At 69.2% G+C, this 26,117-nt stretch carries 22 protein-coding genes, 1 other RNA gene and 1 pseudogene; 9 read left to right on the plus strand and 15 right to left on the minus strand.

The genetic code is table 11. The features are described from left to right. Positions 1 to 21: 21 nt before the first annotated feature. A complete protein-coding gene (locus tag AB5J50_RS15240) occupies positions 22 to 771 on the minus strand; it encodes a hypothetical protein (protein ID WP_369258377.1) in 750 nt (249 codons plus the stop codon). Positions 772 to 996: 225 nt separating this feature from the next. Between AB5J50_RS15240 and AB5J50_RS15245 the strand changes: the two genes are divergently transcribed. Together AB5J50_RS15245 and AB5J50_RS15250 are read left to right on the plus strand one after the other, a co-directional pair. Next, on the plus strand, positions 997 to 2,352 hold the full coding sequence (locus AB5J50_RS15245) for a tetratricopeptide repeat protein (RefSeq protein WP_369258379.1): 1,356 nt from the start codon (positions 997 to 999) through the stop codon (positions 2,350 to 2,352). A gap of 35 nt (positions 2,353 to 2,387) precedes the next feature. Further along, positions 2,388 to 2,888 (plus strand): NUDIX domain-containing protein, encoded by a 501-nt coding sequence (locus AB5J50_RS15250; protein ID WP_369258381.1) that lies wholly within the window; start codon positions 2,388 to 2,390, stop codon positions 2,886 to 2,888. A 498-nt stretch (positions 2,889 to 3,386) separates the two neighbouring features. Here AB5J50_RS15250 and AB5J50_RS15255 read toward each other — a convergent pair whose 3' ends face one another. Further along, positions 3,387 to 6,011: a tetratricopeptide repeat protein gene (locus AB5J50_RS15255; protein ID WP_369265400.1), complete on the minus strand. Its 2,625-nt coding sequence runs from the start codon at positions 6,009 to 6,011 to the stop codon at positions 3,387 to 3,389. A 206-nt stretch (positions 6,012 to 6,217) separates the two neighbouring features. Then, complete coding sequence (locus AB5J50_RS15260; protein WP_369258383.1) at positions 6,218 to 6,643, minus strand: hypothetical protein; 426 nt, start codon at positions 6,641 to 6,643, stop codon at positions 6,218 to 6,220. 738 nt (positions 6,644 to 7,381) lie between these two features. On the opposite strand from AB5J50_RS15260, the gene AB5J50_RS15265 reads away from it, so the two are divergent. After that, positions 7,382 to 8,692, plus strand: a complete 1,311-nt coding sequence (locus tag AB5J50_RS15265) for a protein kinase (protein WP_369258385.1) — start codon at positions 7,382 to 7,384, stop codon at positions 8,690 to 8,692. Between the two features lie 554 nt (positions 8,693 to 9,246). Here AB5J50_RS15265 and rnpB read toward each other — a convergent pair. From rnpB to AB5J50_RS15295, 6 genes and pseudogenes are all read right to left on the minus strand, one after another. Further along, an RNA gene (gene rnpB / locus AB5J50_RS15270) (RNase P RNA component class A) lies at positions 9,247 to 9,648 on the minus strand. A gap of 154 nt (positions 9,649 to 9,802) precedes the next feature. Then, positions 9,803 to 10,582 (minus strand): annotated as a pseudogene (locus AB5J50_RS15275) (DMT family transporter); the annotation flags it as partial. A gap of 25 nt (positions 10,583 to 10,607) precedes the next feature. Next, positions 10,608 to 11,429: an AraC family transcriptional regulator gene (locus AB5J50_RS15280; RefSeq protein ID WP_369258387.1), complete on the minus strand. Its 822-nt coding sequence runs from the start codon at positions 11,427 to 11,429 to the stop codon at positions 10,608 to 10,610. A 30-nt stretch (positions 11,430 to 11,459) separates the two neighbouring features. Further along, on the minus strand, positions 11,460 to 11,969 hold the full coding sequence (locus AB5J50_RS15285) for a TetR/AcrR family transcriptional regulator (RefSeq protein WP_369265401.1): 510 nt from the start codon (positions 11,967 to 11,969) through the stop codon (positions 11,460 to 11,462). Between the two features lie 4 nt (positions 11,970 to 11,973). Then, positions 11,974 to 12,387 carry a DUF4260 family protein gene (locus AB5J50_RS15290; RefSeq protein WP_369258389.1) on the minus strand — a complete coding sequence of 138 codons (414 nt, stop codon included), beginning with the start codon at positions 12,385 to 12,387 and terminating at the stop codon, positions 11,974 to 11,976. 229 nt (positions 12,388 to 12,616) lie between these two features. Beyond that, positions 12,617 to 14,059, minus strand: coding sequence for an RNB domain-containing ribonuclease (locus AB5J50_RS15295; RefSeq protein ID WP_369258391.1), 1,443 nt, complete (start codon positions 14,057 to 14,059; stop codon positions 12,617 to 12,619). Between the two features lie 103 nt (positions 14,060 to 14,162). On the opposite strand from AB5J50_RS15295, the gene yaaA reads away from it, so the two are divergent. Both yaaA and eda read left to right on the plus strand, forming a co-directional pair. Further along, entirely contained in the window at positions 14,163 to 14,963 is an 801-nt protein-coding gene (yaaA, locus tag AB5J50_RS15300; protein ID WP_369258393.1) for a peroxide stress protein YaaA, read from the plus strand. A gap of 134 nt (positions 14,964 to 15,097) precedes the next feature. Continuing rightward, positions 15,098 to 15,742 carry a bifunctional 4-hydroxy-2-oxoglutarate aldolase/2-dehydro-3-deoxy-phosphogluconate aldolase gene (gene eda, locus AB5J50_RS15305; RefSeq protein WP_369258395.1) on the plus strand — a complete coding sequence of 215 codons (645 nt, stop codon included), beginning with the start codon at positions 15,098 to 15,100 and terminating at the stop codon, positions 15,740 to 15,742. Positions 15,743 to 15,780: 38 nt separating this feature from the next. Here the strand turns inward: eda and AB5J50_RS15310 are convergent, their stop codons facing one another. Beyond that, on the minus strand, positions 15,781 to 16,797 hold the full coding sequence (locus AB5J50_RS15310; protein WP_369258397.1) for an NAD(P)-dependent alcohol dehydrogenase: 1,017 nt from the start codon (positions 16,795 to 16,797) through the stop codon (positions 15,781 to 15,783). A gap of 139 nt (positions 16,798 to 16,936) precedes the next feature. On the opposite strand from AB5J50_RS15310, the gene AB5J50_RS15315 reads away from it, so the two are divergent. Further along, a complete protein-coding gene (locus AB5J50_RS15315; RefSeq protein WP_369258399.1) occupies positions 16,937 to 17,743 on the plus strand; it encodes a helix-turn-helix domain-containing protein in 807 nt (268 codons plus the stop codon). 8 nt (positions 17,744 to 17,751) lie between these two features. Here AB5J50_RS15315 and AB5J50_RS15320 read toward each other — a convergent pair whose 3' ends face one another. The 3 genes from AB5J50_RS15320 to AB5J50_RS15330 are packed head-to-tail and all read right to left on the minus strand — an operon-like array spanning position 17,752 to position 20,699. Further along, positions 17,752 to 19,095 (minus strand): bifunctional RNase H/acid phosphatase, encoded by a 1,344-nt coding sequence (locus AB5J50_RS15320; protein WP_369258401.1) that lies wholly within the window; start codon positions 19,093 to 19,095, stop codon positions 17,752 to 17,754. A 12-nt stretch (positions 19,096 to 19,107) separates the two neighbouring features. Then, a complete protein-coding gene (locus AB5J50_RS15325; RefSeq protein WP_369265402.1) occupies positions 19,108 to 19,851 on the minus strand; it encodes a zinc ribbon domain-containing protein in 744 nt (247 codons plus the stop codon). After that, positions 19,848 to 20,699 carry a Nif3-like dinuclear metal center hexameric protein gene (locus AB5J50_RS15330; RefSeq protein WP_369258403.1) on the minus strand — a complete coding sequence of 284 codons (852 nt, stop codon included), beginning with the start codon at positions 20,697 to 20,699 and terminating at the stop codon, positions 19,848 to 19,850. Before AB5J50_RS15330 ends, AB5J50_RS15325 begins: the two co-directional genes overlap by 4 nt. 266 nt (positions 20,700 to 20,965) lie before the next feature. Here AB5J50_RS15330 and AB5J50_RS15335 point away from each other — a divergent pair, with 266 nt between their 5' ends. From AB5J50_RS15335 to AB5J50_RS15345, 3 genes are all read left to right on the plus strand, one after another. After that, positions 20,966 to 22,417, plus strand: coding sequence for a hypothetical protein (locus tag AB5J50_RS15335; protein ID WP_369258404.1), 1,452 nt, complete (start codon positions 20,966 to 20,968; stop codon positions 22,415 to 22,417). A 48-nt stretch (positions 22,418 to 22,465) separates the two neighbouring features. Next, positions 22,466 to 22,639, plus strand: coding sequence for a hypothetical protein (locus tag AB5J50_RS15340; protein ID WP_369258406.1), 174 nt, complete (start codon positions 22,466 to 22,468; stop codon positions 22,637 to 22,639). 262 nt (positions 22,640 to 22,901) lie between these two features. Continuing rightward, a complete protein-coding gene (locus tag AB5J50_RS15345; RefSeq protein ID WP_369258408.1) occupies positions 22,902 to 24,026 on the plus strand; it encodes a LuxR C-terminal-related transcriptional regulator in 1,125 nt (374 codons plus the stop codon). Here AB5J50_RS15345 and AB5J50_RS15350 read toward each other — a convergent pair. Together AB5J50_RS15350 and AB5J50_RS15355 are read right to left on the minus strand one after the other, a co-directional pair. After that, entirely contained in the window at positions 24,023 to 24,967 is a 945-nt protein-coding gene (locus AB5J50_RS15350; RefSeq protein WP_369258410.1) for a 3-oxoacyl-ACP reductase, read from the minus strand. The genes AB5J50_RS15345 and AB5J50_RS15350 overlap by 4 nt on opposite strands. A gap of 51 nt (positions 24,968 to 25,018) precedes the next feature. After that, positions 25,019 to 26,095, minus strand: a complete 1,077-nt coding sequence (locus AB5J50_RS15355) for a Zn-dependent alcohol dehydrogenase (protein ID WP_369258412.1) — start codon at positions 26,093 to 26,095, stop codon at positions 25,019 to 25,021. Positions 26,096 to 26,117: the final 22 nt, after the last annotated feature.

A 26,117-nucleotide genomic window follows, 5' to 3' on the forward strand; every position in this document is an offset into this window, starting at 1 on the left:
CCGGAGCCGGGGGCTGTGGTGCTAGGCGGCCGGGGTGACTCGGTGGGCGTAGACCTGCTCGATCCAGCCGGCCTTGAAGGCCGTGAGGTCGTCGCGGAAGGTGGCCATCGAGGCACCGTAGGGCGCCACGACGCCGCCGGACTGGTCCGGCACGGACTGGCAGCCATGGACGAGCCGGCCGCCGAGGGCGGCGTGGGCCTTGATGGACTCGATGCGGCGGTGCTCGTTGAACCAGCCGCCGTGGTAGACCTCGTCGAGCAGGCCGCCCATCTCGTCGTTCAGATCGAAGACGACGGAGGTGGCGGCGGGGAAGAACCAGCACGGGCCGACGTTGGAGATGTGCCCGTCCAGCTCCACCTTGTTCAGCGCCATCAACGTGGCTGCCTCGCGCAGCATCCGTAGGTGCTCGGCGGTGATCTGCGGCAGGCCGAGGCCGGCGAGGTGTTCGTCGCGGAACAGGTAGGCGTACACCTCGTAGGCGGTGGACAGCACCCGGGCGGCGTCTGAGGTGGACTTGGCATGGGCCTTGATGAAGTCCAGAGCGAGTTGCTCGACCGCGCTCTCGGTGGTCTCTTCCACGTCCAGGAGTCGGGACTTGACCAGCTCCCAGTCGGCGACGAGCCAGGTGTTGGACTCGAAGCGGAAGAAGTAGTCGGCCGGGTCGATGGTGATGCGCCGGCCGTCGACCTGGATACCGGGCAGGCGGCTCCAGCGCTCGTCGAACGCCTCGGGCAGTACGACCGTGATGGCCGTGGTGTCGATGGTGGTCACCGTGTCTCCGTCTCTGATCGGCCGGGTTCGGGCACACGGGTGCCTGAACCCGGTGTAGGTGTACGGAACTTCGGGGAGCCGCCCGGCCGAAGGGGGAGCCTGGTCACGGTGTCGAACCGGGGCCGGGCGGCTGATGATTAGTGAACCCTCCGTCACGCACAGTGGGTACGGTGAGAGGCAGTTGAAGCGGTATACGCGGTTTACAGCTCCGGAACGGAGGCGATCGTGGCAGCGCCGAGAGGTCCCAACTCCCGCCTGCGTGACGTCATCGAGGCGATCGGCTGCACCTACGATGCTCTGGCGAAGGACATCCGGCGTATCGCGGCCGAGAACGGAGAGATCCTCCAGACCAACAAGTCGGCCGTCTCGCACTGGGTGAACGGCACACGCCAGCCGACCGGACGGACCGGCCAGTACCTCGCCGAGGCGCTGTCCCGCCGAGCAGGCCGCACCATCACCTTGGCCGAGATCGGCCTTCGAGCACCCGAAGCTGCGGTGGCGGAGGAGCCCGATCCTGTTCTGGCCGCCACCGATCTGGGCCGTGCCGATGTCGAGCGCCGCCGTTTCCTTGCCGTGGCTGCCTTCACCACAGCGGGCGTGGCCATGCCGCTCTTCTACGACCACGAGGCCACGGCACGCATGCTGCGGGCCCGGACCGGCACCTCGGTGGTCGGGATGGAGGACGTGGATGTCGTACGGCAGATCACCGCTGCCTTCAGCGCCGCTGACGAACGACTCGGCGGAGGCCACGGCCTGACCACCGTCACCGCCTACCTCGCCGACACCGCCGCCCCCATGCTCCGCGGACGCTTCCCGAACGAAGCCTTACGGCAAGCGGCCTTCGGCGCCGTTTCCGAACTCGCCTACCTCGCCGGGTGGAAGCACCACGACCTCGGCCAAGAAGGCGCCGCCCAGCGCTACTACCAGGTCGGCTACCAGCTCGCCTGCGAAGCCGACCCGCGCGGTCACGCCGCCTGGATGATGCGCGCCCTTGCCCACCAGGCACTGAGCCTCAAGCAGCCTCACCACTGCGTCGACCTCGTCGAAGGCGCCCTCACCCGCGGCCTGGGCCACGTCGACGGCCAGACCGAGGCGCTGCTGCACATCACTCACGCCCGCGCCTACGCCGCGATCGGCGAGAAGTCCGCGGCGGCCCGCGCCCTGCTCGCCGCCGAAGACGCCCTCCTGCGCGATGACGGCCTCCAGCCCAGCTACTCCCGCGTCAGTGGCCCGGCCGCCGGCACCGTCGCCAGCCACACCGCCCGCACCCTGACCGACCTCGCCGACCACGTCGGCACCGAGCAACAACATCGCGATGCCCTGGTGCGCTGGGACCCGGAGAAGTACAAGCGCGTCCACGCCCTCACCTACGCCGACCTCGGCGACAGCCTCGCCGCTCAGGCCCGCGCCGACGAGGCCGTAGCCGCTTGGTCACGGGCTCTGACCTTGATGGAGGGCATGACGTCCGACCGCACCCGCAAAGCGATCACCTCGCTTCGCTCCACCCTCTCCATCTACCAGCGCCGCAAAGTGCCCGGAGCCGCCGAACTCGCCCGCCACGCACTCGAAGCGCTGGCCTAAGCTGCCACCATCCGGCCGACGAAGGGACACAAGCCGTGGCTCAGCGGACCACCGACGACCAGCCCAAAGCCCTGCCGCCCGCCCTGGAATCCATGACCCTGCTGGTCGCCGCCGTCATCGTCCACGACAAGGCCACCAACCGCGTCGTCCTCCTCCAGCGCAGCCAGAACGCCAAGTTCGCCCAGGGCATGTGGGACCTTCCCGTCGGCAAGAGCGAGCCCGGCGAGCCCATCACGGAGACCGCCGTACGCGAGCTGTACGAGGAGACGGGCCTGACCGTGAAGCCCGAGTTCTTGAAGGTCGCCCACATCATCCATGGCGCCTGGGGCGTGGAAGCTCCCAACGGCTTCCTCACCGTCGTCTTCGCCGCCCACGAATGGACTGGCGAACCCGAAAACCGTGAACCGCGGAAACACGCCCAGGTCTGCTGGGTTGATGCCGATGCCATCCCAGAGGAGTTTGTGGACACCACCGCAAGTGCCCTCCACCGGTATCTCGCAGGCGGGCCAGATGTCTCCCTCGACGGTTGGCAGTAACAACTGCGCCGACTCTGCTCTGTCAGTGGCTGCGGTTACCCTCCCGAGCACTCGGTCTATCAGGGGAGGATCAGCGTGGCGGCGGAGCGGAAGTGCCCCGACTGCAAGATCAGGGACAGTGCCAACCGAAAGGGGAAACCCGGCAGGTGCGTCGGCTGTATCGATGCTCGAGACAGACAGCTTGGCATGCGGCCCCTCGACCCGTTCGTCGATTCGCAGAGCCCGCGCCGCTGCACATGTCTCGTGTGCGGCCAAATCGACAACATCGCCTATGCCGAGATCCGCAACAAACGCGACCACCACTGCTGGTGGCGTGTCTGCCGCCGCATGTACGAGCGAGGTCTTGCGGCAGAACCGCCGAAGTGGGACATCTCAATTGTGCAGGCTGCTCAGATCGTTCTCGGAGGCGACTCCATCGTCCGAGACGAGAACGGTCAGCTTTGGGCACCCACCGCCGTAGCATCAACCGAGCAACGCTGTCTTGGCTTTGCTGCCGAATCAATCCCGCGGAACCTTCAAGGTGGGTCCAGTAGTCCTACGTGCCTTGCGATTCGTCGGAATATTGCGCCTGCCGAAGCCGCCGAAGCGCCAACCCTCGGGCGGTAGACGGGTTAAGTCGGTGAGCATTTGTGCGGCCTGTCGCGTTTCGTAATGGTCTTCTCCCAGTACACGACGCCGGGCTGAGAGGATCCGCCTCATCTCCTTACGGGCCACTCCCGGAAATCCCAGTGCCGCCCAGGAAATTGCCCGATTGTACTGCGTCCTAAGTGTCGATGGATGCTCTGCCCCCAAACTGCTTTTCTCCTCTTCGAGGATCTGCCGCCAATCGCGATGAGCCTCAGCATACTTCCCTCGCTGGGCTTTGATGTGAACCAATTCGTGTCTCGTGGAAAGCACGTCTGCGGATCTACCTAGAAGCCCCTGAGTCCGTTGCCCCTCCTCAACCTCTCGGAGCACCGTTTCAGCCTGATCAAGTTCCCCCATCTCAACCATTATCTGACCTACCTGATGTTTGGTCTGCAACGTGTTGCGATGCCCACCACCCAGCAGGTCCTGCTCAATTAGAGCAATATCCATGAATTCAACGAGCGCTCGCATTCGGTTCCCTTGAATCCCATGAATGGAGGCGATATCGTAGCGCGTGATCAGGATCGAAGGGTGCCAGGGAGGGAGGTGCTTCTTTTGTAGCGCCATGACTTCGGTGAGTAGTTTGCGCGCCTGGTCAAGGTGACCTCGATGCCACAGGATGACCCCCATCTCATGATGGACCACGGCCTTAGTGAAAGCTGGCACATCTATTTCCCCTGCCAGTTGCACGGCCTTGCGGGAATGACCCTCAGCGTCGCGGAGTCGCCCAGACTCTCTGAGGATAGTGGCGAGGTGATGGTGGGCCTGCATTGAGAGTTGAGGAAACTCATGCTTTCCTTCCAGCTCCTCGCAAAGCTCGCGTGCCATTTGTTCCCCCGACTCCAGAAAACCACGCTCGGCATGGATTGCAATAGCCAACTCGCGAGCCATTAGAGCCAGGAAGTCTGCTGGCCCCAGTGAGATTTCGGCCAGGCGGCACGCCTCTGCAATCAACTCACCTGCCTCCTCGAGTCGCGACATGTGCCAGGACCATTCGGCATATTCATATTCGACTAGGAAACGAGTCTTGCCGCTGGGGTGGAAGCTATCAAGGCGATCATGAAGTCCCATCGCAGACCTGTATCCGGGTTCGTACTGGCCGGATAGTCTGAGGTATTTACTCAAATACATGTGTGTATTGACGGCAATTTCGAATAGCTCACTGTAGGCTGCGGGAAGCCTCGCCACCAAGGATGTTATGTGGGGAATCACGAGTTGCCAGTAACCGGCAGTGGCCTCCGTTCCCCACGTGCCTCGCAACGCTCCAAGACACCGCACGGCTGCAGCCCACGAGCGGCCACGGTCGGGGGAACGATCCAGTTGTACTGCGTTTACTTCAGCCACCAGTGGATGCAGGACGATGCATGAGTGTGCACGAGCATCGCTGGCCCAGTGGTAGAAGTCATTACCTTCCACCGGCCGGGCCACCGGGTTCTCGTTGATGGTGTCGATCAGCCCGACGGCGTTGAGGGCCCGTAACGCGCGTTCCACGGCGAGTCCGTCCCAAGGGCCGTCCTCCTGGCCATGGGTTCGGAGTAGGACCTTCGGCGAGAGCAACCCCACTGGCACGGGCCGGGCCGCCCAGCACGACAAGACCCGCATGATCGATCTCACATGCGGGATGCCCTGCCGTTCCAAAGCATCCAGCGACACCTCCCAGGTCTGCATGACAAGGTTTCGAGAGTCGTCATCCGTACGAGGACGAATTGATGCATCTGCGGCGCGGTCGACAACGCTCTCGAAGTCTCGGTCTAGGGCCTCACGGAATGACTCAAAGTCGGGCAATGGAGAGAGCGGTTGAGACACGCAGCACCCAGCAAGCCGCAAAGCGAGCGGGATACCTCCTAGGCGCCCGGACAGGGCACGGGCAGCCTCACGCTCAGTAGAGTGTGATTCTGATTTATCGGCTAAGTCAAGCAGCATTTCGGTGCCGACCAGGGAATCCAGTGGATCGAGCTTCACTTTGCCGGCTTCGGCCGGCCATAGGTCAGAGCTTTCCTGCCGAGTGGTGACCAGAACTGCCCCTGCTTCAGACCCTTCCAGCCAGCCTGGTCCCAACTCGCGTTCGATCTCGGCCGGATTATCTGCACTGTCAAAGACCAACAACCAAGGCTTCGCGCTCGCGTGGAGAGCTTCCCAGGCCAGGTCTGCCGCATTCAGGTTGTCCGCGGCCATCTCGCGAGCCTGGACTTCCGGGCCACCCAGTTGCATGGCGATCTGGCGTAGCGCGGCCCGGACACTGTCGGCCTGAGATGCCTGAACCCACAAGACGCGCACACCACGGCGACACATTGGCCAGGCGATCGTCAGGGCCAGCGCAGTCTTCCCAATGCCTCCCATCCCGTGGAGTACGGTGATCTTCCCCATCAGCGGCTGCAGATCGCCAGCGCCTAGACCTGCCAACTCGGTATCCCGCCCATGTAGGCGACGGGGCCGCAGATTCAAGGGAGGTCGTAGGGAAACCGGAGCAAACTCCGCTGGAGGGTGAGCGCCCATGTAGAAATTTGCGACGTTCCCCTCAACCACTACTTGGTCCCGGCCCGCCTGATTTACATGGCCAGAACCAGAGACTCGAGCCTTCTGTCTGATGTGGACGATGTCACTGTCGCGAGGCAGCAACGTGTGCTCCGATCCTCTGTTGGTCCGCTCTGCCCACCTGCGACGAGCCGTTGACGACAGGCGCGCCGCTCGACGGCCATGGATTAGCGATCAACGATGTGCTGATCGCGGCCAGCTTGGAACACGCGTCCATGCCCCTTAGCATTGGCAGTCATCCGGATGCTTCCACCATGAGTTCGATCACGGCTCGGCTCTTCGTGACTGGCCTTGGCCAACGCCTGACGAAGATCGTCGATAGTGGTCGGATCCGCGGCAAACAGCAGCGCGAGACGCTCCTGCCACCAAGCCGCGAGCTCCCGCTCCTGCTCTTCGTTTCCCTCGGCCTGGGCCCGCATCAGAGCGGTGCGGGTTGCTTCCATCTGTTCATCCACCTCTGCGGTCTCCATAGGGCGGACACGACGCCATAACTCGAGTACAGCGCGTTTAGACATTTGGAATGCGTCCGTGGTCATCAGCGCGGCCAAGGTGACCCCCGCAGTCTGGGCAAAGATAGTCAACTCGCTGTCCATGTACCCTCCGTGACGTTTGAGCCTCACAGGCTCACGCGTATTCATTGTGCCTGTGCGCACCGACAGGGGTAGCCGCTTCCGGCTGTTCCGCGCACCCGCTCCTGGAAGTGTCGAGCGCGTGAGCGATGCGTGAGCGGACGGGCCATCACCACCATGTACGACATAGCAACGGTGATCCAGTAACTAGCTCCTGACCGGGCAGAACAGGATCCAGCGCGATCACCCGGCATGCCCCGTCACGATCTTGCAGGCCCTCGTAATGCGTAGGTCTCAGGTTCGCGTCCGGAAGGCGCTCCACTTGTACCCCAGGACAGTGCTCGGACCCAGGGTCTCTTGTTGTTCGATGGAGTCGGACACCTTGGGCCGCCATCTACGACTCGCTGTCCTTCGGGGAGGGTGACCAGTTCCATGGCGACGAACTGCGAAGCGCCTGGACCGAGCAGGCCCTGAGGGATCTCGCGCTGACCCGGGCGCAGGCGTTCGTCGGGGAGGAGTTGGGTGAGGAGCGGCTCTGGAGTGAGCCGTTCCCGGAGCCTCAAGCAGCGGCACAGCGAGCAGTCCGAGCCGGGAGAACACCTGTCGGCGGAAGGCCGCTACGAGCCCCACCGGGCGGAAGCGGGCGAATCGTACCGGAGCTCAAGGGACTCGATGGGGCACGTGAAGGCGCCATACTCGTAAGGGATTTACGAGCCAGACCGTCGTGCGGCGGTGGCCATCCACAGACGGGGGAGGGGACCGGTGCAAGGCGTACTGCTCGCCGAACGGTTTCGGATCAGTGACCGGCTGGGCGCTGGTGGCGTGGGGCAAGTCTGGGCGGCTCAGGACGAGCGGATGCGGCGGGAGGTCGCCGTGAAGGTCGTTCATCCGCAGTACGGCATGGATGAGGCGGAGACGCACGCCCGCTTCCAGCGCGAAGTGCAACTGGCGGGACAGCTCTCCCACCGGAACATCGTCACTGTGCACGACTGGGGAGAGGTGTCGGTCGACGGGCGCCCGACTCTCTTCCTCATCATGGAGCTCGTGCAGGGAGTGCCCCTGCACCGGCGGCTCAAGGAGTCCATGCCCGCTTGGCCGCTCGCCGCCGGGTGGGCCGTGCAGATCGCGGAGGCGCTGCACGTCGCGCACCGGCAGGGTGTCGTCCACCGGGACATCAAGCCCGCCAACGCGTTGCTGACGCCGGACGGGACAGTGAAGGTTCTCGACTTCGGGGTCGCGAAGTTCATGGGCGACACCATCGGTGCTCGCGAACTCACCGTCACGGGCACCCCGCTCGGTTCACCGCCGTACATGTCTCCAGAGCAGACCGAGGGCGATCGGGAGATCGACCACCGCAGCGACCTGTACTCCCTGGGTTGTCTCCTCTACCACGCCGTGACCGGCCGGCCGCCGTTCACCGGCACCAATCAGTGGGCCGTGCTCCGCCAGCACATGGAGGCCATCCCGAAACCACCCGCCGCCTATGTCGAAGGCCTCCCCGTCCCGCTGAACGACCTCATCCTGGGCCTCCTCGCCAAGCGCCCAGAGAACCGCCCGGCGGACGCGGCCACCGTCTACGAAGCGTTGAGCACGCTCCTTGCCGACCACGCCGTCACCGAGCCTGGCGGCAGCATCCTGGGGGTCACGCAACTAGGGGACAGCCACTCCATGTCAGGGCTGATCCTGAAACGTGCCTGGGAGCTCCGGGCGGAGGCGGAGCGGACCGTCGCGGAGGCCGAGAAGCTCAAGGCCGAGGCGATCCGCGAGGCCAAGCGCACGGTCGCAGTGGTCAGGCGCGAGCTGGGGGTGTTCGTCCGGCGCGCCGAGAAACTCGATGCCGAGATCGAAAGGATCACCGGTCGGGCGTCCGCGGAGGAGCTCCAGCTGAGCGAGGAGAACTACTACCTGGTCTTCAGGCAGTCGATCAACGGCAGCTTCCCCACCGCCCGGGAGTTCGGTGACAACGTGGAGGCTGTGTACGGCGTCGCGCTCGAGGAGGCCGAGTCCAAGCGCATGGTGAGCCGCTTCTCCAACCGCCTCACCGCGGAACTGGAGGAAGATCACATCGCGTAGGTCGACGGGCAGCAGGGCCGGGGAGCCCCCAAGCTCTGAATCGCAAGCAGACCGCACCGGGACGTGGTCGAGGACCCGGTGGGCCAGGAAGACGAGGCTCCCTCGCCCTCGTCGTCCTCGGGCGCATCACTCGCGATGAAGCCGACGCCGAGGGAGTCGCAGGGGGCTGGGAGAAATCTGGGAGAAGATCTTCTCCTAACGCCCCCGTGGGACCGAGTCGGACCAACTCAGACCAAGGCTCTGACCTGCACATACTCATCGAGTGTTAGATGGAGATCTAACCCTGACCTTATTCGGGACAAAGAGGTCGCGGATTCAAAACCCCGCTCCAGAGTTGGTCAGGCACTAGACAGTCGGAGATCAACGCCTGGCGTCGACCGCCCTGACACGCACCGTCACGACCCCCGAGCAGCAGATCTACGCCGGTCACCCCACCCCCGCCATTCACCCAAACAGTCGCACGGGGAGCCCGAGAAGCCGCACGGAACGAGGGAAGCCCGTATGCACTGCAATGCCCCCAATCTGAACAAATACCCAGGCCGGGGGGCTGAAGGCAGACGAGTCGGGCTATACGCCGGGTTCTGTCGCCCGACCACCTCGCGGGGGCCGGGGAGACGGCCATCCATCTAGGGCCGACGTTGCCGTCGGCCTCGTGCGGTCTACCCGCGGACTCGGGCGGGCAGCCCTCGAACGTCCGCGCAGGGGCACCGGGGTGCCCCCTCTTGACCTTGCTCCGGGTGGGGTTTACCTAGCCGCCTGAGTCGCCTCAGGCGCTGGTGGTCTCTTACACCACCGTTTCACCCTTACCGAGGATCGAGATCCCCGGCGGTTTACTTTCTGTGGCACTGTCCCGCGGGTCACCCCGGGTGGCCGTTAGCCATCACCCTGCCCTGTGGAGCCCGGACGTTCCTCGGGGAGGTTCACAAGAACCTCCACGCGGCCGTCCGCCCGGCTCGTCTGCCGTGTCGACCATGGTACCGGGCGTGGGGTGCGCCTTGGTCCGGCCGCACCTGCACCCACCTCCGTTCCCGTCGCCTTCGCCTTCGCCGTCGCTAGGACCGAGCCCGCCAAGATCAGGGCGAAGGCCCCTACGACACCGGGGGTCAAGGCCTCGTCCAAGAAGATGGCTCCCGCCGCCACCGCGACCGCCGGGTTGACGTACGTGATCACCGTCGCCCTCGTTGGGCCCGCCTCCTTGATCAGTTCCAGGAAGGCCACGAAGGCTATCGCCGTGCAGATCACCCCCAGGCCGGCCAGGGCCGACAGGACCTGAGGGGAAGGGGTTGTGGCAGGCCAGGTGGCCGCCGCCGCGGGGGCGTACACCAGCGCCGCCAGGGCTAGGCACGGGGCCGTGAGGTGGAGCGACGGTACGTCCTTCAAGTGGCGCGCCGCGATAACCGGCGCCGTCGCGTAGCCGACGACCGTCAGCAGTACCTCGGCCAGCGAGCGGGCGTCGCCGCCCGTCAGGTGCGGGACGGTCAGGACCGCGACACCGGACAGGCCCAGCGCCAGGCCCGTCATCCGACGGGCGCCGAGGCGTTCCGTGTCGCCGAAGAGGCGGGCCGCTGCCACGCCGACGATCGGTACGCCGGCGATCAGCAGGCCCGCGGTGGAGCTGGAGAGGTGGCGTTCGGCGTCGGTGAGGGTCCACCACGGGACCATGATCTCTATGCACGCGAAGGCCAGCATGGGGCGCCAGTGGGTGCGGACGGTGCGGGTCAGGCCGCCTTGACGTATTGCGAAGGGGAGCAGGAGCGCGGCGCCCACCGTACAGCGCGTGAACACCACCATGGACGGGGAGACGCCGTCCACCGCCACCTTGATCATCAGGTAGGGGATGCCCCACACCACTCCCATCAGGGAGAACAGAAACCAGCCGCGTGCAGTCATGCGGGCAGTTTCGGCCGCCTCGATGTCAGGTGTCTTGAACGCTGTTGCGGTACGCCGCCGGGGTCACCCCCAGTACCCGTCGGAACCAGCGCGTGAGGTGTGCCTGGTCCGCGAAGCCCACGAGTGACGCCACCTCCGCCGGGCGCAGCCCCGACTCCAGCAGCCCTCGCGCCCTGGTCACCCGGTACTGGGCCAGCCAGGCGTACGGCGGTATCCCCATCGTCGTACGGAAGGCGCGCAGGAGCTGGTAGCGGGACAGGCCCAGGTCGGTGGCGAGGGAGGCGAGGGAGGGGGGTGTCTGGAGTTCGTCGGCGAGGCGGTCGCGTACGGCGTGGGCTATGTGGGCCGCTCCGGAGACCGTGTCGCAGGCGGGGCGGGCCGTGGAGTGGCGGCAGGCGAGGGCCGTGAGCAGCCATGGGAGGCGGGACTCGGCCTCCAACGGGTCCGGGCAGACGCTCAGTTCGGTGTGTGCCGTGCGCAGGGCCGCGGCCAGCTCGGGGTCGTCGAGGAGCGGCTCGCGGAAGTGCGGGAGGCCGCCCAGGGTGCCCTCCGTGAGCAGGGCGGGTTCGGCGTAGAGGGCGCGGTAGGCGTAGCCGTCCGAGGCGGCGGGGCCGCCGGTGTGCATCTCGCCGGGGGCCAGGACGACGATGGAGCCGGGGCCTGTGTGGATACGGCCGCCTCGGTAGTCGATGATCTCCGAGCCGCCGACGCAGACGCCGATGGTGAACTCGTCGTGGGCGTGCGGGGCGTAGACGTGCCGGTCGAAGCGGGCGGTCAGGAGATCGAGTGGGGGGCCGCAGCGGCCGAGCCGCGCTCTGGTCCACAGGGCCTGTTCCCGTGCTCTCACCTTGTCCTCGCCCTCCCCGTTCCCGCCGTCCTAGGGGTGGAACGCCTTCAGGCCCCGTTTCCATGCCGCCGCCAGGTCGGCGTCGTCCGGAAACCGGCCGTGGATCTCCAGGATCACCATGCCGTGTGCGAACGCCCAGACCGTACGGGCCAGATCCAGGTCCCCGCCGCACACCCGCAGCAGCGGCAGCGCGGCCCGGTCCTCCAGCCCCGGCGGCAGTGACGCGCGCGGCAGGGGGCGTTCGGTGGCGAGGCAGTAGAGGTGGGGGTGGGCGAGGGCGTACGTCCGGTACGCCTCTGCCAGCGCCTGGAGCGAACCGGGGGCGCGGGCCTCCGCGGCCTCCAGCGCCTCGGCCGACTCCGTGAGCATCTGCGCGATCAGCTCGACCTCGACAGCGTGCTTGTCCGGGAAGTGCTTGTAGAGGGACGGGGCCTTGATGCCGAGGCGGTCGGCGAGGGCGCGCATGGTGAGGACGGTGGGCCCTGACTCCTCCAGCAGGGTCCGGGCCGCCGTCACGATCTCCTGGGCTCGCTCGGTCAGTTGCTCAGCCACGCTGGAAGCCCTCCTTCGTCCGCAGTCCGTACCCGAAGGCGCGATCGTACGAGATGTGGGCGACCCAACCGCACAGGGCCGCGAAGGCTGGGGCCCAGGTCATGGGCGTGACCGTGTAGAGCGCCATGAGGGCGAGCGGGACCAGGGCTCGGTGCAGGGCGTTGTAGTACGGGACCGCGCGGGGCGGCAGCTGGCCCTTCGCCATGCGGGGTGCGTCGTCGAGGGCGACCAGGAAGGTCAGGTCCGGCAGTACGAAGAAGACGAGGGCGAGGGCGCCCGCGAGCCAGCCGTGGTTGATGGCTTCGAGGATCGCGAAGGCGGACCAGAACAGAGCGCTCGCGAGCCAGGCGGTTCGAAGGACGGTGGTGCGGACCTTATGGACGGGGGTGCCGGTGACTGTGGTCATGGTTGCCTCCTGGGGCCGTCGGCGATTGGCTAACGCCGTTAGCCACGACATTACGGCTAACGGCGTTAGCCGTCAAGGAGGTCGCTGGGGGTGATGAGGGTTGTCCGTTTGGCTGCGGGACGGTGGGGGCTGGTCGCGCAGTTCCCCGCGCCCCTAAAAGCACGGGGCTACGCCCCGCAATCCCAGGCCGGCCCCGTCTTTTAGAGGCACAGGCGCCCCCAGGAACGGATCACGTCGGCGCGAACTGCACCTTCGCCCTCCCCGGATCCGCCTGCGTGAGCCGTACCCGCAACCGCTCCCCGAGCGGCAGCTCGGTCGTGCCGCCGGTGATGCGGGCGAAGACGGCCGGGGACTCCAACTGGACGGTTCCGACGGTGGGTTCGTGTTCCTGGACGTCGACCACGCAGGCCTCGAAGAGGTCGCCGACGCGGTCTCTGAGGAGGGCGGCCTCCACGATGTCGACGCACTCGCGCTCGACGGTGCCCGCGCGGTGGGTGCCCTCGGCCATCTGCTGGGGGAGGTCGTCGAGGGCGGTGAGGACCCAGTCGGGGGGCGGCTGGTCGGCGGCGGCCGCGAGGCAGATCTCCGAGGTGTAGCGGTCGGCGAGGCGGCGTAGCGGGGCCGTGCAGTGGGCGTAGGGCGCGGCGACGGCGGCGTGGGAGGTGACCTCGGGGAGGACGCCGTCGCGGAACACCGTGTAGCCGGCGCCGCGCAGCAGGGTCGTGCACTCCAGGAGGAAGGCGGCGTGGTGCGGCCAGTGCGGGTCGAGGGCGCGGATGAGCTGTGCGTACGAGACGTGGTGCGGCCAGTTGATGCGCAGGGCCTTCGCCGTGCGGCGGAGGCGGCCGACCGCGCCGTCGGGGGCGGCGGGGAGGGTGCGCAGGACGCCCGTGCCGTGGGCGAGCATCAGGTCGGCCGCCGCCATGCCGGTGAGCAGGGAGATCTGTGCGTTCCAGCCGTCGGCGGGGAGCGGGGCGCGGTAGACGAGTTCGTACATCCCGTCCTGCTCGACGATCTCCTGCTCGGGGACGTTGAGCGAGATGCCGCCGCGCTCGACCTCCAGTCGTTCGCGCGCCTCCCCGATGTCCTTGAGGAGGGCGAGCGGCTCCTCCGCCGTCCTTTCGTCGATCTGCCGCTGTACGTGCGCGTAGTCGAGCTTGGCGCGGCTGCGTACGAGGGCGCGGCGTACGTCGGTCGACTGGGTACGCCCGTCCGCGTCGAGGTCGATCGTCCACAGCACCGCCGGGCAGGTCTGGTCGGGGAGCAGGCTGACGGTGCCTTCGGAGAGCCGGGGCGGGTGGAGGGGGATCTTCTCGTCCGGGAAGTAGAGGGTCATGACGCGGCGGTGGGCCTCGGCGTCCAGGGCGCCGCCGGGTACGACGAAGGCGGCGACGTCGGCGATGGCGTACCGGACGCGGTAGCCGCCGTTCCTGCGTCGCGCGAGGTGCATCGCCTGGTCGAGGTCGTTGGACGTCGGCGGGTCGATGGTGAAGAGGGGGATGTCGGTGGCGTCGTGGGAGGGGAGAGCGGGAGCCTTCGCGGCCCGTTCGGCCTCCGCGAGGACCTCGGGCGGGAAGCTCTCGGGGACGCCGAGTTCGGTGCGCAGCGCGGTGAGGGCGGCCCGCAGCGGGGCTTCGGGTGCGCCGGTCACGCGGATGAGGCGGCGGGGCATGTGTCGAGCGTAGGGCGGAGGTGGTGGGGTGGCATCCGGACGTGCGGCACGCCGTACTGCGACACGCCGTACGCTGTCGCGGAGCTCTACAGAAGGAGTACGTGTGCTTGTCCTGCTGCCTCCCTCCGAAGGCAAGGCCTCCTCGGGCCGCGGCGCCCCCCTGAAACTGGAGTCGCTGTCGCTGCCGGGACTCACCGCCGCCCGCGAGGCCGTCCTGGACGAGCTGGTCGAGCTGTGCGCGGCCGACGAGGACAAGGCACGCGAGGTGCTCGGACTGAGCGAGGGCCTGCGCGGCGAGGTCGCCAAGAACACGGAACTGCGGACCGCGGGCGCCCGCCCGGCCGGGGAGATCTACACGGGGGTCCTGTACGACGCCCTGGACCTGGCCTCGCTGGACGCGACGGCCAAGCGGCGCGCGGGCCGTTCGCTGCTGGTGTTCTCGGGCCTGTGGGGCGCCGTCCGGGTGAGCGACCGGATCCCGTCGTACCGCTGCTCGATGGGGGTGAAGCTGCCCGGGCTCGGGGCGCTGGGCGCGCACTGGCGTACGCCGATGGCCACCGCGCTGCCCGAGGCTGCCGGCGACGGGCTCGTGCTGGACCTGCGCTCCTCGGCGTACACGGCGGCGTGGAAGCCGAAGGGCGAGGTCGCCGGGCGGACAGCGACCGTACGGGTGCTGCACTCCCAGCTGGTGAACGGCGTCGAGAAGCGGTCCGTCGTCAGCCACTTCAACAAGGCGACCAAGGGCAAGATCGTCCGCAGCCTGCTGACCACCGGTGCGGCGCCGAAGGACCCGGCGGAGCTGGTGGAGGCGCTGCGGGACCTCGGGTACGTGGTGGAGGCGGAGGCGCCGGGCAAGGCGGGCAGGCCGTGGGCGCTGGACGTGGTCGTGACGGAGATCCACTGACCACTCCCGTGCGGCGCGTGAGCGCTCCCGCTTAGCCGTGTGGCGCGTGGCGTGTGAGCACTCCCGCTTAGCGTGCATTGCAGCATGCGCAACGACCTTTGCGCATGCTGCACACCCCGGGCAGGATGGCGGGCATGACTTCGCCGCTGCCCTCGTCCCGGCCTGCCTCCGTACTGGACCTCGCCCCCGTGGTCCCCGTCGTCGTGGTCACGGACGCCGCCGACGCCGTACCGCTGGCGCGGGCGCTGGTCGCGGGCGGGCTGCCCGCGATCGAGGTGACGCTGCGGACGCCGGCCGCGCTGGACGCGATCCGGGCGATCGCGGCGGAGGTGCCGGGCGCGGTGGTCGGCGCGGGCACGGTCCTGTCGCCGGAGCAGGTGACCGACTCGGTGGTGGCGGGCGCCCGCTTCCTCGTCAGCCCGGGCTGGACGGACGTACTGCTCGATGCCATGCGGGCGTCCGGGGTGCCGTTCCTGCCGGGGGTGTCCACCACGTCGGAGGTGGTGACGCTGCTGGAGCGCGGGGTGCGCGAGATGAAGTTCTTCCCGGCGCAGGCGGCGGGCGGTACGGCGTATCTCAAGTCGCTCGCCGGCCCGCTGCCGCTGGCACGCTTCTGCCCGACGGGCGGCATCGGTCCCGGCTCCGCGGCGGAGTATCTGGCCCTCCCCAACGTCGGTTGTGTGGGCGGGACTTGGATGCTTCCCGACGACGCGCTCGCGGCGAAGGACTGGGGACGGGTGGAGCGGCTGGCGCGCGAGGCGGCGGCGCTGCGGCCGTAACTCAAGCAGCCGACCATGGCTCAATCCGCAACCGTGGCTCAGGCCACGCGGATGACGACCTTGCCGAAGGCCACGCCGCTCTCGTAGTAGCGGAACGCCTCGTGCACCTCGTCGAAGCCGAAGACGCGGTCGATGACCGGGCGCGTCCCGTGCAGCGCCAACGCCCTGTTCATCGACTCGAAGTGGGCCCGGCTGCCGACGAACACGCGGCGAATGGTCGCCAGGCTCGCCGCGTACGCCGCGTTGGAGATCTCGATGCCGGACCTGCGGGGGTTGCCGGTGATCAGGAGCACGATCTGGCCGTAGAGCGCGGTGGCGCGCATCGACTGCTCGATGGTGTCGGGGCCGTTGGTCTCGACGACGAGGTCGGCGCCACGGCCGCCGGTCAGCTTCCGTACCTCCAGGCCCCATTCGGGGTTCTCGGCGTAGTTGACGACGTGGTCGGCGCCGAGGGCCTTGAGGCGGTCCGCCTTGACGGCGCTCGACGTCGTCGCGATGACCTCGGCGCCCAGCATCTTGGCGAACTGCACCGTGAAGAGGGACAGCGCGCCGGTGCCGAGCGTGAGCACGGTCTGGCCGGGGGTGAGGGGTTCGCCGCCGGTCAGGGAGTGCCAGGCTGTGACTCCGGCGCAGGGCAGACAGGCCGCCTCCTCCCAGGTCAGATGGTCCGGGACGCGGACGGCGGCCTCCTGGTCGAGGCGGGCGTACTCGGTGAGCATGCCGTTCAGGGTGGCGCCCGGCTGGTCGAACAGGGCCGGAGTGATCCGTCCGTCGAGCCAGTTCGGGAAGTACGTTCCCGCCACCCGGTCGCCGACCGCGAACCGCGTCACTTCCCCACCCACCGCGACGACTTCACCCGCTCCGTCGCTCACCGGAATCACGTCCGGCACGGCCTTCAGCGGGTAGGTCCCCTTCATGATCAGCAGATCGCGCTTGTTGAGGGAGACGGCGCGGACGCGGACGAGGATCTCGCGGGGGCCGGGTTCGGGGCGGTCCGTCTCGCGCGAGGCGATGCCGTCGATGGTGCCGAGCGTTTCGAGGTGGTAGGCGCGCATGTCCGCTCCCTGGGGTGAGGTCCTCCGTGGCTGTGTCCATGCTGCTCGGAGGGGGTGCGCCGCTCAATTCCCGGCTGGGTATGACGGATCGCCGGGTCGCCCGCGCGTCGATGTCGTACCCGTGACGTACAACTGACCCATGACCACCAGCACCTCCGTGACCGGACCGCCGCCCTTCGCCCGGGAGCTGTTGCGCTGGCGTACCGCGCGCCGGGTCAGTCAGCTGGAGCTCGCCTCGCGGGCGGGGACGACGCAGCGGTACGTCAGCTTCATCGAGCGCGGGCGTTCGGTGCCCGGCAGAGAGATCGTGATCAGGCTCGCCGAGTCGCTCGGCCTGACGCTGCGGGAGCGCAACTCGCTGCTGCTGGCCGCCGGTTACGCGCCCGCGTTCGCCGAGTCGCCGCTCGACGCGGTCGCGCTGAAGCCCGTACGGGAGGCGTTGGACAGCATTCTCGAAGGACACCTTCCGTACCCGGCGGTGGTGGCGGGGCCGCGGGGTGAACTCGTCGCGGCCAACGCGGCGTTCGACGTACTCACGGAGGGGGCCGCTCCCGAGTTGCTCGCACCGCCGGTCAACGTACTGCGGCTGGCGCTGCATCCGCGCGGGATGGCGTCACGGGTGGTGAACCTGGACGCGTGGGGGCAGCACATCGTGGAGAACCTGCGGGCCCGGGCCGTACGCAGCCCCGATCCGCTCCTCAACGCGCTCGTCGAGGAGCTCGCGGAGTACGTGCCGGCCGGCGAGCCCGGCGCGGACTACCTCGGCTTCGCCGTGCCGCTGCGTCTGCGGTGCGCGGAGGGCGAGTTGAGGCTGCTCACCACGCTGACGTCGTTCGCGACAGCGGTGGACGTCACGCTCGCCGAGCTCCACCTGGAGGCGTTCCTCCCGGCGGACAGGGAGAGCGCGGAGATCCTCCGGAAGCGTGCGGCCCAGCGGCTGTCGTAGCGGCAGCCTCAGCGGAGGTGAGAGGTGTCGTTGAACAGGCGGACGCTCGCGTTGCCGTCCGCGTAGTACGCCACCGCCGAGAGGGACGCCGCCGACAGTTCCATGCGGAACAGGGACTCCGGCGGGGCGCCGAGGGCCAGGCGTACGAGGGTCTTGATCGGGGTGACGTGGGTGACGAGGAGGACGGTGCGGCCCGCGTACGAGGCGATCAGTTTGTCGCGGGTGGTCGCCATACGGCGGGCGGTCGCGGCGAAGCTCTCGCCGCCGCCGGTCGGTTCGGCCTTCGGGGAGGCGAGCCAGGCGTTCAGGTCGTCGGGGTAGCGTTCCCGCACTTCGGCGAAGGTGAGGCCTTCCCAGGCGCCGAAGTCCGTTTCGCGCAGGCCGTCGTCGATGACCACGTCGAGGCCCAGGCGGGCGGCTACGGCTGCCGCGGTTTGCCTGGTGCGGGTGAGGGGTGAGGCCACGATCGCCTGGATGGTGCCGCGGGCGGCGAGGGCGGCGGCTGCGCGTTCGGCCTGTTCGCGGCCTACGTCCGAGAGGGACGGGTCGGTGCCGCCGCTGCCCGAGAAGCGCTTCTGGGGGGTCAGGGGGGTCTCGCCGTGGCGCAGGAGGACGAAGGTGGCGGGGGCGCCCATGTCGGGGGCTGTGCCCCAGCCGACGGTTGGCTGGGGAGTGGCCACGTTTTGCGCGGCCCTTACGTCGTCTTCTGACTTCGCGGCTTCGCCGCGGGGGGATGACGTCATAGTGCCGGTGAGTGGGGGCTGGTCGCGCAGTTCCCCGCGCCCCTTAAGGGGCGCTCCTGAACCCGGTGGTTTCAAGGCCGCCCTTGCCTTTGCCGCGCCCGCCGCTGCGTCCCCGGGAGGGCCTGACGGCTCAGGTACCGCTGATCTCGCCGCCCTCGCATCCAGTTCCGCCGTCGACGCCGAGGGAGACCACTGTTCTCCCCGCCGCCCCGCGTCCATCGCCTCGTTGGCCAGGCGGTCCGCGTGCTTGTTCTGCTCGCGGGGGATCCACTCGTAGGTGACCTGGGTGGGCGGGAGGATGCGGGACGCCTCGGCCGCCAGGGGCTTCATGTCGGGGTGCTTGATCTTCCAGCGGCCCGACATCTGCTCGACGACGAGCTTGGAGTCCATGCGGACCCGGACGGAGGCCGTCGGGTCCAATTCGCGGGCCGCGCGCAGCCCCGTCACCAGCCCCTTGTACTCCGCGACGTTGTTGGTGGCGATGCCGATGTACTCGGCGCGCTCCACCAGCGTCTCCCCCGTGGTCGCGTCGATGACCACGGAGCCGTAGCCCGCGGGCCCCGGGTTGCCCCGGGAACCGCCGTCGGCCTCGACGATGAACTCCCGCACGCGCCGAACCCCTTACAGGCCGGACTCGGAGGTGCGCACCAGGATGCGGCGGCAGTTCTCGCAGCGCAGCACGGTGTCGGGGGAGGCCTTCTTCACGTCGTTGACCTCGGTGATGTTGAGCTCCAGGCGGCAGCCCTCGCAGCGGCGCTGGTAGAGCCGGGCCGCGCCGACGCCGCCCTGCTGCTCGCGCAGCTTGTCGTAGAGCTTCAGCAGGTCGGCGGGGATGGTGCCCGCGATGACCGAACGCTCCTTGGTCACGGTGGCCGTCTCGCCGTCGAGCTGCTCGAAGGAGGCGTCGCGGCGCGCGGTCGCACCGTCGATCTTCGACTGGACGGAGGAGACGCGCTCGGTCAGCTCGGCGACCCGCTCCTGGGCGGACTCGCGGCGCTCCATGACCTCGAGGACGACGTCCTCCAGGTCGCCCTGGCGCTTGGCGAGGGAGGTGATCTCGCGCTGGAGGTTCTCCAGGTCCTTGGGGGACGACACGGCACCCGAGTCGAGGCGCTTCTGGTCGCGGGCGGCGCGCTGGCGCACCTGGTCCACGTCCTGCTCCGCCTTGGTCTGCTCGCGGGCGCAGTCGCTCTCCTCGGTCGTCGCGGCGACGAGCAGGTCGCGCAGCTGCGTGAGGTCCTTGTTCAGCGACTCGATCTCGGCGTGCTCGGGGAGCGACCTCCGCTTGTGCGCGAGCTGCTGCAGGCGTACGTCGAGGGCCTGGACGTCGAGGAGTCGGATCTGGTCGGCGGGCGCGGCGTTCAGTTGGGGGCTCCTGATGTATCGGTAGTCGAGGCCGCGTGGGCGGTCCAGGGGTCGGTGACCGTCTTGGAGACGTGGACCCGGAGGCCCCATCCGTTCCGGTCGGAGATCTCGTCGAGCTGGGCGGCGGCCAGCTCGCACCAGGGCCACTCGGTGGCCCAGTGCGCCGCGTCGAGCAGTGCGAGAGGACTGTGGGCGCGGGCCTCTGACGCCGGGTGGTGGCGCAGGTCCGCGGTGAGGAAGGCGTCCACGCCGGCGGCGCGTACGTCGTCGAAGAGGCTGTCGCCGGAGCCGCCGCTGACCGCGACGGTCCGTACGACCGCCTCGGGGTCGCCCGCGACGCGGATGCCCTGCGCGGTGGCGGGCAGCCGTTCGGCGGCGCGTGCGGCGAGTTCGCGGACGGTCAGCGGGTGGTCCAGCTCACAGACGCGGCCCTGGCCCCGACGGCCCTCCGGGTCGGTCGGGTCCGGCACGAGGGGGCGTACGACACGGAGGTCGAGCGCCCCGGCGAGGGCGTCGCTGACTCCCGGGTCGGCGCGGTCGGCGTTGGTGTGGGCGACGTGCAGCGCGATGTCGTTCTTGATGAGGGTGTGCACGACCCGGCCCTTGAAGGTGTCGGCCGCGACCGTCGTCGTCCCGCGCAGATAGAGCGGATGGTGGGTGACCAGCAGGTTTGCACCCAGCTTCACCGCCTCGTCGACGATGTCCCGGACCGGGTCGACGGCGAACAGGACGCGCGTGACCTCCTGGTCGGGGTCACCGCAGACGGTCCCGACCGCGTCCCATCCCTCGGCCCTCTCGGGGGGCCAGAGGGCGTCGAGCGCGGTGATGACTTCAGACAGACGGGGCACGGGGAAAGGCTACCTGGCTTACGTCCGTGCCCGACCGGTCGCGGGCCACTGGACCGAGCCCACGGCGCCGCTGCCCCGCGCCCCGGGCGACGGACGGCCCGCGACTCCCCCGCCCCCACCCCTGCCTCCCCACCACCGTTCAGCACATCCGCACCCGTTTCCACAGGCGAATCCCGACATGGCCACCCTTATGTGTGAAGCGGCCGCCCGTCGGTCCCCCGTCTGTGCGTGCGAAAACTAGCTTCGTCGCCGGAGGTGACCGAACGATGACGGCCTGTGCGACGGAGCCCGCGGTGGAGGACGAGAACGAGAACGAGTGGACCGCAGGCCCAGCCTGCGTGATCACCGCTGACGGCACGTACGCGGCACGCCTCGCCCTCGACGGCGAGTCCTGGTACCCGGAGCGCTGGACGCTGGACGGCCCCGAGCCCTACGCCGTACCGCTGCCCGGCCATCAGCCGGAGGAGCCCGGTACGGAGGTTCTGCCGCTGACCGACGGAAGGGTGCTGATCCACCGCGTGGCGGGCGGACGGCATGTCTTCTCTCTCCTGTATCCGACCGGGCCCGGCACCGGCGAGCTGCCGCTCGGCGCGGTGGAGTGCCCCGACGAGGGCACCCGGCTGCGGCTGCTGCCGCCCGCGCCGGGCGGGGAGCGTGCGTACGCCATCGCCGTGGGCCGCGGCTCCACGGCGGTGTGGCTGGTGGCGGGCGGCGCGTTCGGTCCCGAACATCTGGCCGAGGTTCCGGGCCACTGTTCGGGCGGGGTATGGCTGGACGGCACGGGCCGGCTGCTGGCCCTGGACCGTGCCCAGGGCGGCCGCACGAAGACCGTGGTGGTGGACCTGGAGCGCGGCGGCGAGATGTCACCGCTCCTCCAGATCGCCGAGCACAGCAACGACCGCCTGCTCCTCGCGGACGCCGACAGCGGGCTCCTCCTCATCCGCTCCGACGCCCCGTCCCCGGGCCACGACCGCCTCGGCTGGGGCGTCATCGGCTCCACCCTGCCGATCCGCTTCCCGGAGTGCCTGCACGCGACGGACTGCGCGGTGACACCCTTCGCGATCCAGCCGGGCCAGGTCCTCACCCCCGAGACCTGCGCGGTCGCCCTGCGCATCGACGGCCCGGCAGGCACCTGGCTGGGCCTCTGGCGCCCCGCCGAACGCCAGGTCCACCACCTCCCGGCCCCCGAGGGCTGGCTGGCGGGCACCGGCCTGTGGACCAGAGAGGGGGTGCTCCAACTGCCGTACGCGACGGGGGCGGTGCCGTGCGGGGTGGCGCGGGTGGAAGCACCCAGGAGGACGGGGGAGCCGGACCGCACCACGGATCCGGCTCCCCCGGAGCGCACACCGGCACGACCGGTACCTCTCCAACAGGCGCCTCTGGAGGGACGGGTGATCCAGAAGGTCCGACCGGTTCTCGGGGACGAGTCCGCTCGCCCCGTCCCTGGCCCGCACCACTCCGCCCGTCCGGCGTTTGAGTTCGCGGACGAGGCGGCACCAACCCCATCTCCCACCCACCCGGCCAACCCCTCCAGCCCCGGCCCGCACCATCCAGCCCGTCCGGCGTTTGAGGACGAGGCCGTTCAGGCCGATAGCGGGGGTCTGGGGGCGCAGCCCCCAGGAAGGGATGGGACGGGTAGGGGCGGCGGGGGCGAAACGCATAACGGCTCCGCCACAGACCCGTCACCCACCGACACCCCTGCCATGACCGCCAGTTAGAATCCCCCGGCTGTAAGAAGGATCTTGCATACGGGGTGAACACTTCACATGAACGACATCAGCACAATGGAAGCGCCGGGCACCGACACCTACCGGGCTCAGGCCGAAAGCCACGGCAGACACCGCGGCCCGGTCTCCGGCCAGGAGGTCTCCGGACCTGACGCAGAGGCGGCGCCCCACGGCCGCCACCGCAAGCCGTCCGACCAGGACATGTCGGCCTGACGGCACGCGGAACAGACACGCACAGCCGGCACATCGAACCGGCACACGGCCCCGCTCGCGCATGGCGAGCGGGGCCGTTCTGTGCGGGGCTCCCCCAAGCCCCACGCGTCGGCGACGACCGACTCCCCCTTGTCCAGGCGTGGACCGACCCCGACAATCGAGACCCACGGTACGGAGCCGACATCCGCGGGGGTATCCCAGATTCCTGGGATATCCGGGATATGACGGAGCGATATTCCAGCGAGATTCCGGGGACACGCCGATGACCCTGCCCGAGACCACCGCCCGCCTCGAACGCGGCCTGCGCGGCGAGTTGAGCGCCCTCGCCGTCCTCGACCACACCACCCGCGTCCTGCTGGACGCCGTACCCGCGGACATCTGGTGCGGAGTGGTCCTGGACCCCTCGACGCTCCTCGACACCGGCGGCCAGCACGAGTCCGGCTTCCCGGAGTCGAGCATGCGCCGCCTCTTCGAGATCGAGCACGTCGAGCAGGACGACGTCGACAACCTGCGCGCGCTGACCCGGCGCCCGGGCAAGGTGAGCCTGCTCAGCCGGTCGACGCACGGACGGCTCGACGACAGCAAGTACTACCGGGAGATCCTCCAACCGCTCGGCCTCACCGACGAGTTACGGATCCTGCTGCGCGACGGGCGGCGCACCTGGGGCCTGCTGGTGCTGTGCCGGGACGCACACACCCGCCCCTTCTCCTCCGAAGACCTCGCCGTCGCCGAGGCGTTGAGCGTGCCGGCCTGTGCCGCGCTGCGCCGCTCGCTGCTGCTGTCCGGCGTGGACTCCGGTCCGCTGCCGGACGCGCCGGGCTGGGTGGTCCTCGACGGCGACCTGGGCGTGCGGTCGATGTCGCCGACGGCGCACCACTGGATCGAGCAGTTGCAGGAACGGCACGCGCCCGGCCGCGCGGAGGCGGCCCCGTACCTGCTGCGGGCGCTGGCCGTGCAGGCCCGCGGCGAACCGGCCGGCGCCGGCGCGCACGTACGGGCGCCCACGAGCGCGGGCCGGTGGATCTCGCTGCGGGCCTGGCCCGTCGACCAGGGCGGCGAACCCACCACCGTGGTCTCCGTCGGCCCCACCGATCCCGCCGATCTGACCGCGCTGGTCCTCGATGTGTACGGGCTGTCGCCGCGCGCCCGGCAGATCGCCCAGCATCTGCTGCTCGGCCGTTCGACCAGCGAGATCGCCCTGCACCTGGGCGTCTCCGCCTACACGGTGCAGGACCATCTCAAGCAGATCTTCGACAAGGTGGGGGTGCGCAGCCGCCGCGAGCTGGTAGCGGAACTGTTCTTCCGGCACTATCTGCCGCAGCTGGCGGACCCTCCCCTGTCCACCGATGGACGGCTGCTGAGCCCGGAGAGCCGGACAGACCGCTAGTGCCCCTCGTGCTTGAGCCCGAGCACCTCCACCGCCGCGAACGTCTCGCCCTTCGGCCGGTCCGCGTAGTGCGGGGTGAGCAGTGCGTCCAGTTCGTCATAGGTGAAGACGTCCTGCTTGGTGTCGAACTTCGCCTGGACTCGCGGGCGCTCGACGATCGCGACCATGCCGCCGTGCACGACGAGGAGCTGCCCGTTGACGTGCGCGGCGGCGGGCGAGGCCAAGTAGCCGACGAGCGGGGCGACATGCTCGGGCGCGAGCGGGTCGAGGCCTTCCTCCGGCTGCCCGAAGCCGGCGAAGACGTCCTCGGTCATACGGGTCCGGGCCCGCGGGCAGATGACGTTCGCCGTCACGCCGTACTTCGCGAGGGCCAGCGCGGTCGAGGTCGTCAGCCCGACGATCCCGCCCTTCGCCGCCGCGTAGTTGGGCTGGCCGGCCGAGCCCGCGAGGAACGCCTCCGACGAGGTGTTCACGATCCGCCCGTACACGGGCCCGTCGGCCGCCTTGGAGCGCGCCCGCCAGTGCACGGACGCGAAGTGGGTCGTGTTGAAGTGGCCTTTCAGATGCACCCGGACGACCGAGTCCCACTCGTCCTCGGACATCGAGAAGACCATCCGGTCGCGCAGGATGCCCGCGTTGTTGACCAGGATGTCCAGCTTCCCGAACTCGGCGACCGCCACCTCGACCAGCGCGCGGGCCTGTTCGTGGTCGGCGACGTCGCCGGTGTGGGCGACGGCCCGGCCGCCCGCCGCGCGGATCTCGGCGGCGACCTCCCCGGCGGGCGTGGCCGACGCCGCGCCGGAACCGTCCCGCCCGGGCTGCCCGAAGTCGTTGACGACGACGGCCGCGCCCAGCCGGCCGAGTTCCAGCGCCTCGGCCCGTCCGAGCCCGCGCCCCGCGCCGGTGACGATCGCGGTCAGCCCTTCAAGTGGCAGTGACATCAGCGTCCTTAGCGGTTGCGGAGCGGTGGTGGTGGGATGGTTCTGGGGTGGTCAGATCTCGATGCAGGTACGCAGGGCGGTCCCCGTACGCATCTGGTCGAGGGCCTCGTTGATCTCGGCGAGCGGCACCCGGTGGGTGATCAGGCCCTCCAGGTCGATGCGGCCCGCGCGCCACAGGGCGACGGTCCGCTCGTAGGACCGCAGGACGTCTCCGCCGCCGTACATCGAGGGCAGGATCCGCTTCTCGTCGAAGAACAGCTCGAACATGTTGAGCTGGAGGAAGTCGTCCATGGCGCCCGCGCCGACGACGACGAGCGTGCCGCCGCGCCGGGTGTTGTCGTACGCCGTCCGTGCCGTGGCGGACTTGCCGACGACCTCGAAGACGTAGTCGAAGCCCTCTCCGGCGGTCACCGACTGCTTGGCGTCGGCGAGTTCGTCCGGCGAGACCGCCTTCGTGGCGCCGAACCTGAGCGCGGCCTCGCGGCGGGAGGCGACCGGGTCGACGGCGACGATCTCGGCGGCGCCCTTGAGCCGGGCGCCCTGGATCGCGGAGATGCCGACGCCTCCGCAGCCGATGACGGCGACCGACGAACCGGCTTCCACGTCGGCGGTGTTGAGCGCGGCGCCCAGTCCGGTCGTCACCCCGCAGCCGATGAGGGCCGCGATGTCGAAGGGCACGTCGTCGGGGATGGGGACCGCGCAGCCGGCGTCGACCACGACTTCCTCGGCGAAGGTGCCCGTGCCCGCGAAGCCGAAGACGTCTCCGCCGGGGCGCTTGAAGTTGGGTGTGCCCGCGTTCATGAAGCCGGCCAGGCACAGTTCGGTCTGGCCACGCTTGCAGGCGGGACAGATACCGCAGGCAGGCAGCCAGCAGACGACGACCCGGTCGCCGGGCTTCAAGTGGCTGACGCCGTCGCCGACTTCGAGGATCTCGCCGGCGCCCTCATGGCCGGGCACGAACGGCGCGGGCTGCGGCAATACGCCGCTCATCGCGGACAGGTCCGAGTGGCACAGCCCGGTGGCCCGCACCCGGACCCGCACCCTGCCGGGCCCGAAGCCCACCGCCTCGACGTCGTCGTGGACTTCGAGCTTGTCCTGGCCTATCTCGTGCTGTACGGCTGCGCGCATGGTGCGGCTCCCCTCAGAAGGT

Source organism: Streptomyces sp. R35 (assembly GCF_041053035.1).
GTDB classification, from domain to species: Bacteria; Actinomycetota; Actinomycetes; order Streptomycetales; family Streptomycetaceae; genus Streptomyces; species Streptomyces lutosisoli.

Excerpts from the sequence above, each read along its gene's own strand:
- AB5J50_RS15255 (WP_369265400.1), bottom strand. The coding sequence starts at position 6,011 with ATGGGCGCTCACCCTCCAGCGGAGTTTGCTCCGGTTTCCCTACGACCT.
- AB5J50_RS15260 (WP_369258383.1), bottom strand. The coding sequence starts at position 6,643 with ATGGACAGCGAGTTGACTATCTTTGCCCAGACTGCGGGGGTCACCTTG.
- AB5J50_RS15290 (WP_369258389.1), bottom strand. The coding sequence starts at position 12,387 with ATGACCACAGTCACCGGCACCCCCGTCCATAAGGTCCGCACCACCGTC.
- AB5J50_RS15295 (WP_369258391.1), bottom strand. The coding sequence starts at position 14,059 with ATGCCCCGCCGCCTCATCCGCGTGACCGGCGCACCCGAAGCCCCGCTG.
- eda (WP_369258395.1), top strand. The coding sequence starts at position 15,098 with ATGACTTCGCCGCTGCCCTCGTCCCGGCCTGCCTCCGTACTGGACCTC.
- AB5J50_RS15310 (WP_369258397.1), bottom strand. The coding sequence starts at position 16,797 with ATGCGCGCCTACCACCTCGAAACGCTCGGCACCATCGACGGCATCGCC.
- AB5J50_RS15315 (WP_369258399.1), top strand. The coding sequence starts at position 16,937 with ATGACCACCAGCACCTCCGTGACCGGACCGCCGCCCTTCGCCCGGGAG.
- AB5J50_RS15335 (WP_369258404.1), top strand. The coding sequence starts at position 20,966 with ATGACGGCCTGTGCGACGGAGCCCGCGGTGGAGGACGAGAACGAGAAC.
- AB5J50_RS15340 (WP_369258406.1), top strand. The coding sequence starts at position 22,466 with ATGAACGACATCAGCACAATGGAAGCGCCGGGCACCGACACCTACCGG.
- AB5J50_RS15345 (WP_369258408.1), top strand. The coding sequence starts at position 22,902 with ATGACCCTGCCCGAGACCACCGCCCGCCTCGAACGCGGCCTGCGCGGC.
- AB5J50_RS15350 (WP_369258410.1), bottom strand. The coding sequence starts at position 24,967 with ATGTCACTGCCACTTGAAGGGCTGACCGCGATCGTCACCGGCGCGGGG.
- AB5J50_RS15355 (WP_369258412.1), bottom strand. The coding sequence starts at position 26,095 with ATGCGCGCAGCCGTACAGCACGAGATAGGCCAGGACAAGCTCGAAGTC.